At 44.4% G+C, this 14,086-nt stretch carries 11 protein-coding genes; 8 read left to right on the top strand and 3 right to left on the bottom strand.

Annotation, left to right across the window (positions count from 1 at the left end):
• The first annotated feature begins 146 nt into the window (after positions 1 to 146).
• From AC1DM9_RS14365 to AC1DM9_RS14350, 4 genes are all read left to right on the top strand, one after another.
• A complete protein-coding gene (locus AC1DM9_RS14365; RefSeq protein ID WP_477580611.1) occupies positions 147 to 941 on the top strand; it encodes an ABC transporter ATP-binding protein in 795 nt (264 codons plus the stop codon).
• Positions 941 to 1,804 (top strand): ABC transporter permease, encoded by an 864-nt coding sequence (locus AC1DM9_RS14360; protein WP_076268378.1) that lies wholly within the window; start codon positions 941 to 943, stop codon positions 1,802 to 1,804. The genes AC1DM9_RS14365 and AC1DM9_RS14360 overlap by 1 nt, the downstream gene beginning before the upstream one ends.
• A 25-nt stretch (positions 1,805 to 1,829) precedes the next feature.
• The gene (locus tag AC1DM9_RS14355) at positions 1,830 to 2,885 is read left to right on the top strand and encodes an ABC transporter substrate-binding protein (protein ID WP_477510152.1); all 1,056 of its coding nucleotides are present in this window, start codon (positions 1,830 to 1,832) and stop codon (positions 2,883 to 2,885) included.
• Between the two features lie 266 nt (positions 2,886 to 3,151).
• A complete protein-coding gene (locus AC1DM9_RS14350; RefSeq protein ID WP_477510153.1) occupies positions 3,152 to 4,027 on the top strand; it encodes a pentapeptide repeat-containing protein in 876 nt (291 codons plus the stop codon).
• Positions 4,028 to 4,101: 74 nt separating this feature from the next.
• Here AC1DM9_RS14350 and AC1DM9_RS14345 read toward each other — a convergent pair whose 3' ends face one another.
• The 3 genes from AC1DM9_RS14345 to AC1DM9_RS14335 form a co-directional block, all read right to left on the bottom strand.
• Positions 4,102 to 4,302, bottom strand: a complete 201-nt coding sequence (locus AC1DM9_RS14345) for a hypothetical protein (protein ID WP_477580609.1) — start codon at positions 4,300 to 4,302, stop codon at positions 4,102 to 4,104.
• Positions 4,303 to 4,689: 387 nt separating this feature from the next.
• Positions 4,690 to 5,427, bottom strand: a complete 738-nt coding sequence (locus tag AC1DM9_RS14340; protein ID WP_477510154.1) for a class I SAM-dependent methyltransferase — start codon at positions 5,425 to 5,427, stop codon at positions 4,690 to 4,692.
• Positions 5,428 to 5,649: 222 nt separating this feature from the next.
• A complete protein-coding gene (locus tag AC1DM9_RS14335; RefSeq protein ID WP_477510155.1) occupies positions 5,650 to 7,893 on the bottom strand; it encodes an AraC family transcriptional regulator in 2,244 nt (747 codons plus the stop codon).
• Positions 7,894 to 8,238: 345 nt separating this feature from the next.
• On the opposite strand from AC1DM9_RS14335, the gene AC1DM9_RS14330 reads away from it, so the two are divergent.
• From AC1DM9_RS14330 to AC1DM9_RS14315, 4 genes are all read left to right on the top strand, one after another.
• Positions 8,239 to 10,254, top strand: coding sequence for a beta-galactosidase (locus AC1DM9_RS14330; RefSeq protein WP_477510156.1), 2,016 nt, complete (start codon positions 8,239 to 8,241; stop codon positions 10,252 to 10,254).
• Between the two features lie 256 nt (positions 10,255 to 10,510).
• Positions 10,511 to 11,434, top strand: a complete 924-nt coding sequence (locus AC1DM9_RS14325; RefSeq protein ID WP_083682713.1) for an ABC transporter permease — start codon at positions 10,511 to 10,513, stop codon at positions 11,432 to 11,434.
• 43 nt (positions 11,435 to 11,477) lie between these two features.
• Positions 11,478 to 12,371 (top strand): carbohydrate ABC transporter permease, encoded by an 894-nt coding sequence (locus AC1DM9_RS14320; protein ID WP_339206543.1) that lies wholly within the window; start codon positions 11,478 to 11,480, stop codon positions 12,369 to 12,371.
• Between the two features lie 64 nt (positions 12,372 to 12,435).
• The gene (locus tag AC1DM9_RS14315; protein ID WP_179089946.1) at positions 12,436 to 14,043 is read left to right on the top strand and encodes an extracellular solute-binding protein; all 1,608 of its coding nucleotides are present in this window, start codon (positions 12,436 to 12,438) and stop codon (positions 14,041 to 14,043) included.
• Positions 14,044 to 14,086 lie beyond the last annotated feature (43 nt).

Here is a 14,086-nt window from a genome sequence, read left to right as displayed (position 1 = left end):
TTTTATTTGGATTGCACAATAATGTGCGCCCAATTTTAGCTAACTTAGCTATTGTTCCTAGGTATTTCGAATGATAATATGTCATATAAATTAACATAAAAACCAATATCATCTGACGATTGTTAAGCGAAAAAGGGGGAGACGATGTGAATGATGCGGCAGGGAAAGAAATCGTAGCCTTTAACCATGTAAGTAAAATATATAATACTGGAACCATCGCGTTAAGTGATGTTCATTTCTCCATAAAAGAGGGAGAATTTATCAGCTTTCTAGGGCCGTCTGGTTGTGGAAAGTCTACTGCGCTTCGAATGGTAGCAGGGCTGGAGGAGGCAACCTCTGGTGGTGTGCTGGTGAATGGCAAGGAACCGAAGCAGCTGATCCGTGAGTCGAACGATATTGCCTATGTATTCCAAGAAGCTAATTTATTGCCGTGGCGCACTGTGCTGGACAATGTCATTTTACCTCTGGAGCTCAGAGGTGGAAATATGAAAGAAAATAAAGAAGCGGCTAAACAAGTGCTGGAGATGGTTGGTTTAAAGGACCATTTTAAAGCATATCCAAGGCAGCTTTCCGGCGGCATGAGAATGCGAGTTTCCATTGCCCGCGCTTTAGCAGCGAAGCCAAAGCTTCTGCTCATGGATGAGCCCTTTGCAGCGCTTGATGAAATTACAAGGCAAACCCTCCAAATGGAGCTGTTTGATATATGGGAACGTGAGAAAATGACCGTTTTGTTCGTGACGCACAATGTGTTTGAAGCGGTTCTGCTATCCTCCAAGATTGCCGTCATGTCGGCACGTCCTGGGAAATTATCTGCTTTAATTAATGTGCGGCTGCCTTATCCAAGGACGCTTGGCATGCGAACCGAGCGGGATTTCGGTAAATATGTTGAGCTGGCCTCAACTTATTTGGAGCATGGCACTCATCGGAAGGAGCTGGGTTAATGTCGATCTCATCATTTGAAACCTTGCAGCCTAAGCTTGAGACGCCAGTTGTTGTGAAGAAAACAAGCCGAAATTTTGGATATACATTCAAACATTATTATCTAGGACCGATTGTGGCCTTTGTTCTTGTAATGGCGCTCTGGCAGCTCATTCCTGCTTGGCTTGGCATGAAACCTTTTATTTTCCCTAAACCGACGGATGTGTTGAAAGCAGCAATCGAGGACTGGTCTATTTTGTGGGAAGCCGTGCGCATTACTGTTTTGGAGTCGGTAGTAGGCTTTTTGCTTAGCGCGGTGATCGGTATCTTCATCTCCATTTTACTTGCCAGTTCACTCATTATGGAGCGAAGCATTTATCCATACGCCATTATCCTTCAGACCATTCCCGTTGTTGCTGTAGCGCCGCTTGTCGTGATCTGGTTTGGCGCCGGCTACAATTCTATCGTCGTTATCTCCTTTTTAATCGGATTTTTCCCTGTTGTCTCCAATACATTAATGGGATTAAATTCAGTGGATTCCAATATGGATGAGTTGTTCACGCTTTACAATTCATCAAAGTGGCAAAAAATGTGGAAGCTTCGCCTTCCTGCTGCAATGCCTTACATCATGGCTGGTTTGAAAATATCGTGTACCCTATCGATTGTCGGAGTCATTGTAGGGGAGTATGTTGCAGGAATCGGGGGCGGCAAAGGCGGGCTCGGATACGCCATTACGATAGCTGCTGTACAGATGAAAACACCTTTTTTATTTGCTTGCGGTATTGCTTCAGCTATTTTAGGCATCAGCTTCTATCTCATCGTCAGCATGATCGCTAAGCGAGTACTGGGCTCATGGCATGAGTCCGCGATGAAGACAAGAAAATAAATAGAAAAAGTGGAGGAGAGACAAAATGAAAAAATGGATGAAATTCGGGGGAGTTGCTTTATCGCTAACGCTAATGATGGTCTTGTTCGCAGCATGTGGAGGGAAGTCTGGAAATAACACACCGGCAAGTACAACAGAGAATTCACCAACTGCAGAAACGGCTGCTACAGAAGCGCCCAAAGCTCCTGTAGAAACGAAGAAAGCAAAGCTTGTTCTGAACTGGTTCCCGAAGGCACAGCATGGCGGTGTATATGCGGCCAAGGAGCAGGGGATTTTTGAAAAGCATGGTTTTGATGTTACGTTAGAGCCGGGAGGCCCGCAGGTTTCAGCTGTGCAAATCGTCGCTTCTGGAAAAGCGGAATTCGGTCTTGCTCATGCGGATCAAATCGTTATCGCTAAAAATCAGGGGATTGATTTGGTTGTCGTAGCAGCGGCGCTTCAAGGCAGTCCGCAAGCATTCATGTTTCAAGAAAGTACAGAGGTAAATAGCTTCGAGGACCTCAATGGCAGAACCGTATTTATTCAGCCGGGCATTACGTATTGGGACTTTTTGAAGAGCAAATATGATTTGAGCGGAGCAAAAGAAATGACCTACACTGGCCAGCATGTCAATTTTCTTGCTGATCCAGAATCGGTCACTCAAGCATTCCTAACTTCAGAGCCGTTCTTCATGGAGAAGGAAGGCGTAAAAACAAAAACATTGCTTATTTCCGAATCTGGTTATAATCCATACAATGTAGTATTGTTCGTCACAAAAGAGTATTTGGAGAAAAATAAAGAGACCGTTGGAAATTTTGTGGCTGCCTTCTCCGAGGGCTGGATGTCATATAAGGATACTTCTAAGGAAGTGAATGCCGCTATTCATGCAGCTAATCCGAATATTGATCTTGATGCGATCGATTTTGAGGATCAAGCTCAGAAGGAGTTTGTTTATGGCGGGGATGCTGCTGAGCATGGATTTGGCTATATGACAGAGGAACGTTGGTCGACGCTGATCAATCAGCTTGCTGATCTAGGGCTGCTCAAAAATAAGTTCGACGCCAAGGAGATATTTACGACGGAGTTTTTGCCTGGTAAATGATAAGTGGATAGATTTATAGAAAGGGATGCAGACACGTTACCGTGATCTGCATCCTTTTTTCATGTGAGAATATAGCTTTTCGATAAGAAGCTTGAAATAATTTGGTAAAGTTTAGTTTAAATGATTTTTTCCGTGCACATGCGCCGCTGTCGGTATTGACTGAAGGAATTTACAGTAATAGGATATAAGAACTGGGATAAAAACAATCTGTTTATATAGATAAAAGTTCATTTAACTGCACCAAGTATTGGTTAGGAGGTCTTGCTTTGTCTGTGATACACGAATTTTCACAATCCATTCCTGAATGGGATAGAGGCAGTCTGCACGCTGACTGCGAGAATTGTTTTGGTTTATGCTGTGTTTCATTGCCGTTCACAGCTTCTATAGATTTTGCGATCGATAAAGACGCCGGTCAGCCCTGCAGCAATTTGCAATCGAACTTTCGCTGTGGCATTCATCAAAGTCTTAGGGAGCGGGGATTTAAAGGTTGTACAGTTTACGATTGTTTTGGAGCTGGTCAACAGGTTTCACAGGTAACCTATAACGGACAAGATTGGCGGCAGGTACCAGATACCGCGGAGCAAATGTTCGAGGTATTCCGGGTCATGCGGCAAATCCATGAGCTGCTTTGGTATTTAAACGAGGCGCTTGCACTGGAAACGACACAATCGATTCACGATGAGCTTAGATTTATGCTCGAAGAAACAGAACGGTTCACTCGCCTGAGCCCGGATTCATTGGTGGAATTGAATGTGTCAGCACATCGTTTGGAAATCAACAAGCTGCTTCTTAAAGCAAGTGAGCTTGTACGCGAGAAAGCCATTCGTGCGAATAAGCAGAGTAACACTCGAGGCCGTAAGAAGACCTACGAAAGAGGCGCCGACCTCATTGGAGCTAAGCTTAGAGGTGCTGATCTTATCGGAGCAAATTTAAGAGGGTCTTATCTGATTGCTGCGGACCTCAGAGATTCCGATCTTAGAGCGGCTGACCTTATCGGAGCTGATTTTCGAGACGCTGACCTCAGTGGTGCAAACCTCTCAAAAAGTCTCTTTCTCACGCAGTTTCAGCTTAACGCTGCCAAAGGGAATGCAGATACAAAAATTCCGCCGACCCTTACTCGTCCAACACACTGGTTAGCATAGAAAATGAACGAATGCCTAAGTGTGCAATTGCACTCTTTTATATTAAAAAGGCCAACCATAAGATTCTGGTTGGCCTAATTATACGAATGGCTGCCGTTAGGCAGCCATTTTACTTTTAATTGGTTTGTTGCCGATGGAACAATTGCCTCCGCAAACCGCAAACCGCAAACCACAAACCACAAACCACAAACCACAAACCACAAACCACAAACCGCAAACCACAAACCACACGACGCAATCTGCAAAACGAATGCTTCAGAGCCAACCATTATCATTCAAAGATGAACTCTGAATTCTACAATCGGCTAACGAACACCAGACACCTTATTTGCGATAAATTTGCCTGTTTTTCAATCTAACGAACTCAGCGCTGCTTATTTTGCGATTTTCCGCACAGATGAAAGTAATTTTGTGTAAATAACGTGGTTTAAGTTCGTTAGAAAAGAGATTGGTCTTAAAAGTGGCAAATAACGTCATCTGAGTTCGTTAGCAACAATGTACCGCTTATACAGCGGCGATTTTCAACACGTTTGAATGCTATTTTGTGTATATAACACCATCTGAGCTCGATAGGGTGAAGCCAACGCGACTCAAGCGCCGAATACACCGAAGAATTGAAACAATCGGCGATTGAGTCGCATCATAAATGCAATGTTTCTATGTTAGTTGGAAGCCTTTTGCGCTGAGATAATCAGGAACATTGGTCTGCGATTCTCATCAAACATCAGCGGATTATTCATCATTTCCTCCGAAGGCATAGGTTCCTTAATGGCTTTTAACTCAAAGCCAGCGCTAATCACGTCGTTCATATAGGTTGAAACGGTGCGATGATATTTAATCACATTATCGGTTAGGAAGGAGGTTTTGCGTAAGCCTTCTGACTGATATTGATCAACTGGCCAGTGCAGACGGTTTCCATGGTCATCATAATGCCAATCTTGTTCATCACGGGAAGTGAATATAGGGTGCTCTACTGAAAAAATGAAGGAGCCTCCCGGCTTTAGACAAGCATGTATCTTTTTGCACAGGGTCTCGAAGGATTCGATATAGTGAAAAGCTAATGAGCTGATAACGATATCAAATTGAGAATCTGAGAATGCGATATCTTCAATCGGCATTTGTATGTAGGTAATGGCGGTGTCATTCGTTTGCTCCCGAGCTTTTTGCAGCATGTTCTCGGATATATCAACACCTACGACTGAGCTTGCTTGCTGTTCACGAGCATAGAGGCAATGCCATCCGAAGCCGCAGCCTAAATCAAGCACGCTTTTACCACTTAAGTCTGGCAGTAAGGATTTGAATACATGCCACTCTCCCGCAGCTTCAAGTCCATGGGTGGAACGAGCCATTTCCTTATATTGTGAGAAGAAAGTTGAATCATCATATTTATTTTGTTTCATTCCATTGTACCCCCATATACTAAAATAGCCTTCACCAACATGCTAACTGAACTTTACTCATTTATCAATAAACCTGGCTTTACACTACTGCTCTTTGTTGAGATCACGCATTACTAGCCTAATATAATAAAATACCCCTTTCTGCTCTACATAAAGCAAAGGAAAGGGGTACAATATAAGTAATCTAACTGTGCTGCGATTATTCGCAGAGAGCAGAAAGTGTTAACCCAGCTTCGTTTTACGATAATCGGAAGGCGTTACGCCAAAGCTTTTCTTAAACATTCGGTGGAAGTAGGAGCTGCTCGTATAGCCGCTCTTTACCGCGATATCTACGATCGACAAATCGGTATTCTCCAAATGCTCCTTCGCACGTTCCATACGTACATTATTAATGACATCAACAATAGTAGCAAGCGTCTGCTGCTTATATACCCGGCTCAAATAGATGGATGACATGTCTAATTCATCAGCAATCCAGTTCAGGCTCAAATTCGGATTCGCGTATTCCTTTTGGATAAGATCGTTAATCTTGCGAATCAAATCACCTTGTTTGGTGGAGCGCTTCATGGAAAGCTTCATTTGAATGTCATCGAACAAGGAGAAGAAAACTTCATTAAGCTCATTAATCGTTTCAAAATGATCTGGCGTTGGAATATGGATGCTTAGGCTTGCTTCAACGTCCAAGCTGTTGTTTTTTTGAATCGTGAACAAAATATTGTTGACGGTCATCGTTAGATGCGAGATGGCGAGCTGAACGACATGGATTGGATACTGCGCCGTTTCCTGCACGATTTCTGCAAACAGTTTTTTGGCTTCCTCGGTCTTTGAGGTCATTAAGGCATCGGTCAATTTCCGCTCTTTGTCAGCGGGGAAGATATACTCCTTCGATTTCAGAGATATGATATCCTGTCCGTTAATTAAAGAGCCAAGACCATAGAACAAGCGATGCTGCGATGCTTCCTTCACCAGCTTGTAATGGGTAGAGAGCTGCTGTGCCTGAAAGGCCTCAGGGCTATACGTAATCGAGAGACCAATTTTCAAAAAGTCCAACGAGGAACGCTGAATTTTGGCAAGCATGTTTCGAAGCATCTCGTCATCAAGCTCATCGGATTCGTCGGGCCGGCCTAGAAGCATGATGACATAATCGGCATCCATGTCGACGGTTTCTACGCGATAATCGTTATGAGCAATCTCGGAAGCGATATTCATAATGGCAAACTTATAGACATGCAGATCGTCGCCGCGATTTTGCTTCAGAGCCGCGAGCTCGTCAATTTTTAAGAGGACGACGCGGTAACGCGCATGGAAGTCGAAAGTAATTCCGCTGACCATCAGCTTCTGCAGCTGTGCGTTCGTTTGCAGCGATTGCGAGCCTTGGATAAGGCTGCGCAGCATATTTTGCCTAATGGTATAGGAACTGTTGCGTTTTTCTGTTTCGAGAATGTTCATCTTATTCATAATTTGATGAATAGGACGATACAGCATACGAGAGAGCAGCCATGAAATGAATAAGCCGATGACCAAAATAATGACAGCAATCATGATCGTTGTATTCCGGATGGAATAAATAGCTTTAGTTACATGCTTGTATGGTGTCACACGTACGTATTGCCAGTCCAAGGAATCGGGAGAAGTATACGAGATAAGAGACTTCTTTCCGTCAAAGTCGGCAACAACATAACCGGACTCTTTGTTTTTAATCTTTTCATTAATGATGCGGTTATCCTCGTTGCTTAGTTTTTTAGGTAAAAGGGTATCGCCGGACAACAGAAGGTTCTGATTGTCGAGAATATAGGATTTACCCTCGCTGTCGCTCTTATTGACGCCAATGTCTTTGTTGATCCAAGCGGAAGAAATATTAATAATAACAGCAGAATTAATCGTCTGCGTTCGACCGATAGCATCATAACCTAAATAGGTATAAGCCTTCGTTAACTGCTCACCGGTGAGGTTAACCGTTTTATACGTTCTCGGAATAGGCGTGAACGGACGATACTCCTGGTAGTTATCGAGAATATCAAGTATCCCTTTATCCGCAAGCTCCTCTTTATTGAACGTGCCCCCTTCGGCTTGACGGCTGGCAGTGTAAAACAAGCCATTGGCCGAATTGTACACATAAATGGATTCAATGAACGGCATAGAGTTCAAATAGTTGTTCAATTCGTTCATCGCTGCTGTAACATCATAGATGTTAGGGTCATTGTAGAACATTAGCTTAGAGACACTGAAGGTTCGATAGATTTGGAAGGAGAGGGACTGTGCGCTCTCGGTCATGCTGATGACTTCTTTACTCGTTTGGGTTAGATTGCTGACGTCTGACTGGTAGGCTTTCTTCAAGTCAATCTGCATGTAAGTGAAGAAATTAAACAAGGAGGATACCATTAGAGTAAGCACGATGCACAAAGTGATCGTGAACAGCAGCTTACTGTATAGTTTTCCGTTGTTTTTCAATTGAACAGCTGGCATGTTGGCTCCCCCTTTATATATGTAGAACATTTTGGAATTAACATGGTTAACTGTATTAGCGTAAGCGCTTCCCTATATAGCCAAACGTTGATCGTGTGCCTTTTAGGAATTAGTTTGAATATTTCACTAGTCAGCTCGCTGATACAAGGAACATTATAATCTTCACTTGCAGCTTGGTGCAATGAACCAAATAAATGAAGGTGAATGAACTTGATTTTATGGAGTGAACAATATAAACCACAGTGAACTTATCGGCGAAACGCTGGAAGTTGGATGACAACGGGGTGCTTTATCCGTTAGAATGTCACGGAATTCGACGCTAATGGCAGAAGGGACCGTGAAGATATGATTAATACGAAGCTGAAGCAGATTTGGTATGGAGGAGATTATAATCCGGATCAGTGGCCGGAGGAGATATGGCATGAGGATATGCGTCTGTTTAAAGAAGCGGGAATTAATGTAGTAACGCTTCCTGTATTCAGCTGGGCGAAGCTGCAGCCATCGGAGGATACGTATGATTTTGGCTGGCTGGACAAGCTGCTGAACCTCATCGCGGAAAATGGGATTTATGCTTGTCTCGCCACATCAACCGCTGCACAGCCGGCATGGATGTCGCGCAAATATGAGGATGTGCTGCCTGTTGATGTGGACGGAAGGAAGCGCACGCATGGCGCACGTACGAACTTTTGTCCAAACAGCAAGACCTATCGCAGATTATCGGGTCAGCTGGCGCGTAAACTAGCCGAGCGATACAAAGATCATCCGGCACTGCTCATTTGGCATATTAACAACGAATACGGCACGCATTGTTATTGCAGCAGCTGTGCGGCGGAATTCCGCGAATGGTTGAAGGTGAAATACGAGACGATTGAGCGGCTGAACGCTGAGTGGAATATGAGCTTTTGGGGACACACCGTCTATGAATGGGAGGAAATCGTACCGCCATCCAATTTAAACGGAGATAACCGTAATTTCCAGCCCATGGCGATTGATTACAAGCGATTTATGTCCGATTCTATTCTCGGCTGCTACCAAATTGAATATGCGGAGCTGAAGGCGGTTACGCCGGATATTCCGATTACGACGAATATTTGGGGCTTATTTAACGGTCTTGATCTGAAAAAATGGGGCGAAGCGATGGATGTTGTCTCTTGGGACAGCTATCCGCAAATGAATGAGCCTATGGGCAATGTGGCAATGCGCCATGACTATATGCGCGGCTTAAAGGACGGCAAGCCCTTTATGCTGATGGAGCAAACACCGAGCCAGCAAAACTGGCAGCCTTATAATAGCTTGAAGCGTCCCGGCGTGATGCGGCTTTGGAGCTATCAAGCCGTTGCGCATGGCGCTGACACGGTTATGTTCTTCCAGCTTCGCCGCTCATTCGGGGCATGCGAGAAATATCATGGTGCAGTTATCGAGCATGTCGGTCACGAGGATACGCGAGTATTTCGTGAATGTGCTGCGCTCGGGCGTGAGCTTGATGAGCTTGGCGATCGTTTGCTTGATTCGGAGGTTCATGCCGAGGTCGCGTTATTGTTCGATATTGATACGTGGAACGCAGTAGAAATTACGAGCGGACCGAGTGTTGACCTGAATTATTTGGATCAAGCGCAAAAGTATTACAAAGCATTTTACGATCAGAATGTGGCGATCGATGTGCTCAGTCCGCTGAGCGATTTCTCCAAATACAAAATACTTGTAGCTCCCGTGCTATATATGTTAAAGCCAGGTGTTGCTGAGCGAATTGAAGCGTTTGTACAAAATGGAGGCACCTTCATCACTACCTTCTTCAGCGGCATCGTCAACGAGAACGACCTGGTTACGCTTGGCGGATACCCGGGCAAGCTCCGCAATTTGCTGGGACTATGGGTGGAGGAGATTGACAGCCTACTGCCTGAGATGCGCAATAGTGTTGAAATTGGCGAGGCATTTGGCCATGTAGCAGGAACATATGAGTGTGGTTTGTTATGTGATCTTCTTCATCTTGAGGGAGCGAGAGCAATCGGGACATATGGCAAAGATTTTTACGCGGGCATGCCAGCGCTGACGGTAAACGCATTTGGTTCAGGTGAAGCCTATTACGTAGCTACAGCGCCGGAACAAAAGCTGTTAGCGGATCTGATCCAAACGTTGTGCGCAAAACATCAAATTGTTGCTCCGTTCACAGCGGCAGCAGGTGTAGAACTCGCGCAGAGAGTCAAAGGGGATCAGGTATATACGTTTGTTTTGAACCATAACAGCCATCAATCGACGATTTCTCTCGAAAATGTGAGCTATTTCGACCTATTAACTAATCGACAGGTGAGTGGAACGGTAGAAATAGAGCCGCATGGCGTTATGATTTTGCAAAAAGCATAAGCAATGATTCTAAAAACCACGATTTCGTTCGTCTCGAATGATACTTCGAGCAGACGATCTTGTGGTTTTTTTGACGCCTATTCCGTGTGAAATGGCTTGTTAATACATAAAAGTTTAAATCGTTCACTGTTCATTTCGCTAATTCGTTCACTGACTTTGCAATCTTACTCTTTCTCCCAAAACAGGGGCGGCGTACAGTGAGAACAGCAGACAACACGAAATAGAAAAGAACGCTTTGAGAGGAGACATCATCTGCATGTTGAAAAAAAATGGAGTGCTTAGGGAGCTTGTAACGAATCGTATACTCTTCCTTATGTTATTGCCGGCGCTTATCTTCTTCCTAATTAACTCGTATGTTCCAATGGTGGGTATCTACTACGCTTTCACAAGGTTCGACTTCAACACAAGCTTATTCAATAGCCAATTCGTTGGACTCGACAACTTCAAGTTTTTATGGAAATCGGGGGTTCTCGCAAGACTAACCTTAAATACGGTCGGCTATAACATCGTATTTATTCTACTCGGAAACGTGCTCGCCATCGCGCTTGCCATTCTATTAAGCGAGCTGCGCTTGCAATGGTTTAAGAAGCTGACGCAATCGATCATGTTTCTACCGTATTTCGTGTCCTTCGTTATTCTTAGTGTCATTGTTTACAACGTGTTCAACTATGAGAGCGGATTTCTGAATTCGACGCTGAAGTCATTCGGATACGAATCATTGGACGTATACAATACGCCATGGGTGTGGGTGTTCCTCATTATCATCTTCTACCTATGGAAAAATATCGGGTACAGCATGGTTATCTACCTGGCATCGATTACTGGAATTAGCGAAGAGTATTATGAGGCTGCCAAAATCGACGGCGCGAACATTTTCCAGCGTATCTGGTACATTACCGTTCCGATGCTGAAGACAACATTCGTTATGCTCCTGCTGTTCGCACTCGGAAGTATCATGAAAGGCCAGTTCGACTTGTTCTACCAGCTGATCGGCAACAACGGCGTGCTTTACAATACGACAGATATTCTCGATACGTATGTGTACCGCTCACTGAAAGTGACGTTCGATATCGGCATGTCGACAGCCGCTGGTCTTTACCAATCGCTATTCGGCTTCGTTCTTATCATGACCGTCAACTATATCATCAAGAAAATCAACGACGAGTACGCATTGTTCTAAACGATTTGAAGCAATCGCTATCAGTTAACTGTAGGAGGTACCCATGAAAATCAAAGACGACAATTATATGAAATGGTTTAGACTCATCGCTTTTATAGTCATCCTCATTTCAACTGTAGCCTGCTTGTTTCCGTTCCTGCTCATTATATCTGCTTCTTTTACGCAAAATGAAGCCATTATAAGAGATGGCTACCATCTCATTCCAACCGTGTTTTCATTTGAGGGTTATGCGACGGTGTTCCGTTTTCCGAAGCAGGTATTGCAAGCCTATGGCGTGACCACGCTAACCACGGTTATCGGGACGACGCTTGGATTGTTCCTGATGACGATGGCTGGATACGTCCTGCAGCGCAAGGATTTCAAATATCGCAATTTCTTCGCTTTTATGATTTATTTCACGACGCTGTTTGGCGGCGGACTGGTGCCTTGGTACATCCTAATGACCAAGTATTTGAAGCTGACTGACAAGCTTGAAGTGTTGATATTGCCGGGTCTTATGACGCCTTTCCTTATTATTCTGATGAAAAACTTTATCCGCTCGGCAGTACCGGATGAGGTTATTGAATCCGCTAAAATCGATGGCGCAAACGACTTCACCATTTATAGCCGGATTGTGCTTCAGCTGTCGATGCCGGGCATCGCAACCGTAGGTTTGTTCCTGGCGCTTCATTATTGGAATGACTGGTTCACTTCCTCGTTGTTTATTAACGACACGACGAAGTACCAGCTGCAATATTACTTGTACAACGTGATTAATGCGATGAGCTTCGTTGCGCAAATGGGCTCGGGAACTGGCGTCTCGCTAGGCTCCGACATGCCGACAGAATCAACGAAGATGGCGATGTCCATTATCGTTACAGGACCAATCCTGTTCCTGTATCCGTTCGTGCAGCGTTATTTTGTAAAAGGATTGACGATTGGTGCGGTTAAAGGTTAGAACTAGACAAGGGATCAATCATTCCACGTTTAGCTAACATAGATAAGAACTTATTAAAGGGAGGATTCACATGACTAAGAAAGCAGCAAAAGCGGTCTCCATGTTTCTATCCATCATCGTGCTTATTACAGTACTAGCAGCTTGCGGATCGAATAACAATGGAAACAGCGGCAGTAGCGCCACAGATGCTCCAAAAGACACAGAGGGTACAACTAACGAAGGCGCAACGAATGAAGGCGGCGAAAAATCAGGTATCGATACGTCGAAAAAAGTGGAATTGCAATTTTATATGTTAGGCGATGCTCCTAAAGATATCGCTTCTATTCAAGAGCAAGTCAACAAAATGGCATTGGAAGATTTGAATGCTACCGTTAAATTCAACTATACGTCTTGGACAGATTGGGATCAAAAGTACAAGCTATTGCTTGGATCAGGCCAACAGGTTGACTTGATCTTCACAGCGGATTGGACGCAATACCAATCGTACGCGAAGAAAGGCGCTTTCCAAGCGCTCGACAAGATTCTTCCCGTAGCAGCGCCTACGCTTAACTCTTATGTGCCAGCAGATATGTGGGAAGCTGTAAAAATCGACGGTCAAATCTACACGGTTCCAGCTACGTACAAGGAGTATGTAACGGATGGCTTTGTATGGCGCGAAGATCTTCGCGAGAAATACAATCTGCCTACACCAGTAGATATTGCAACGTTTGAGCAATACCTAGATGGAATCAAGAAAAATGAACCGACGGTTACACCGCTTTCGATGAACTCGGATGTGAAAACAAACCTAATGGACCGTTTCATAGGTATTTCCCACTCTCCAGTTGGTGCGCTGCCATACGGTATCGGCATCGACTATGCAACACCTAATGAAGTACATTCCTACTGGGGTTCAGATGAGCAAGTTCAAGATTTGACGGTAATGAAGCGTTGGCAGGATAACGGCTACATGGTGAAAAACGTGCTGGCTGTTAAAGATACGCTGCAGGATCAAATCACAAGCGGCAAAGCTGCAGCAATTATTGGGGACAACCCGACTCGCTATAATGATATGGTTATCAAAATTCAAGCAACTCACCCGGATTGGAAGCTGGGCTACCACCCATTCCCAAAAACAAATGGAATTGCAACGCCAGTTCACCCAATCCACAACGGTTTCGCTATTCCAGCTAGCAGCAAAAACGCTGAGCGCGCGCTTGCGTTCTACGAGAAGCTGGTTACGGACAAACGCTACAACATGCTTACGCAATACGGTGTAGAAGGCAAAAACTATGAAGTAAAAGACGGCTATTACTCGATGATCGGCGATTCCAATTCCAACGGCTTCCCTCGTGAGGGCATGAATGGTTGGGCATGGAGAAACCCTGAGTTCATGCTGTTCGACAAAAACTATGATGGCGTAAAAGCGATCTTCGATGAGCTTGATAAAATTCAAGTACCTGATAAATTCACAGGTTTCGCAGAAGATTACACACCTTACCAAGCTGAGAGAGCAGCACTTGAGCAGGTAGAGAAACAATACTTGTTCCCGCTGAATGCAGGTCTCGTGAAAAACGTAGAAGATGGCGTAAAAACGTTCATGGAAAAAGCAAAACAAGCAGGCCTTGAGAAAATTCAAGCGGAATACACGAAGCAATGGCAAGCGTATGTTACGGAGCAAGGCATTAAATAAGACCGTTTAAGAAAACAGATCATTCCTCTTAGGAGGATGATCT

It is taken from the genome of Paenibacillus sp. 01T431, from assembly GCF_056398625.1.
The sequence above is the reverse complement of the archived record's forward strand: the minus strand, read 5'-3'. Positions and strand labels throughout refer to the sequence as shown.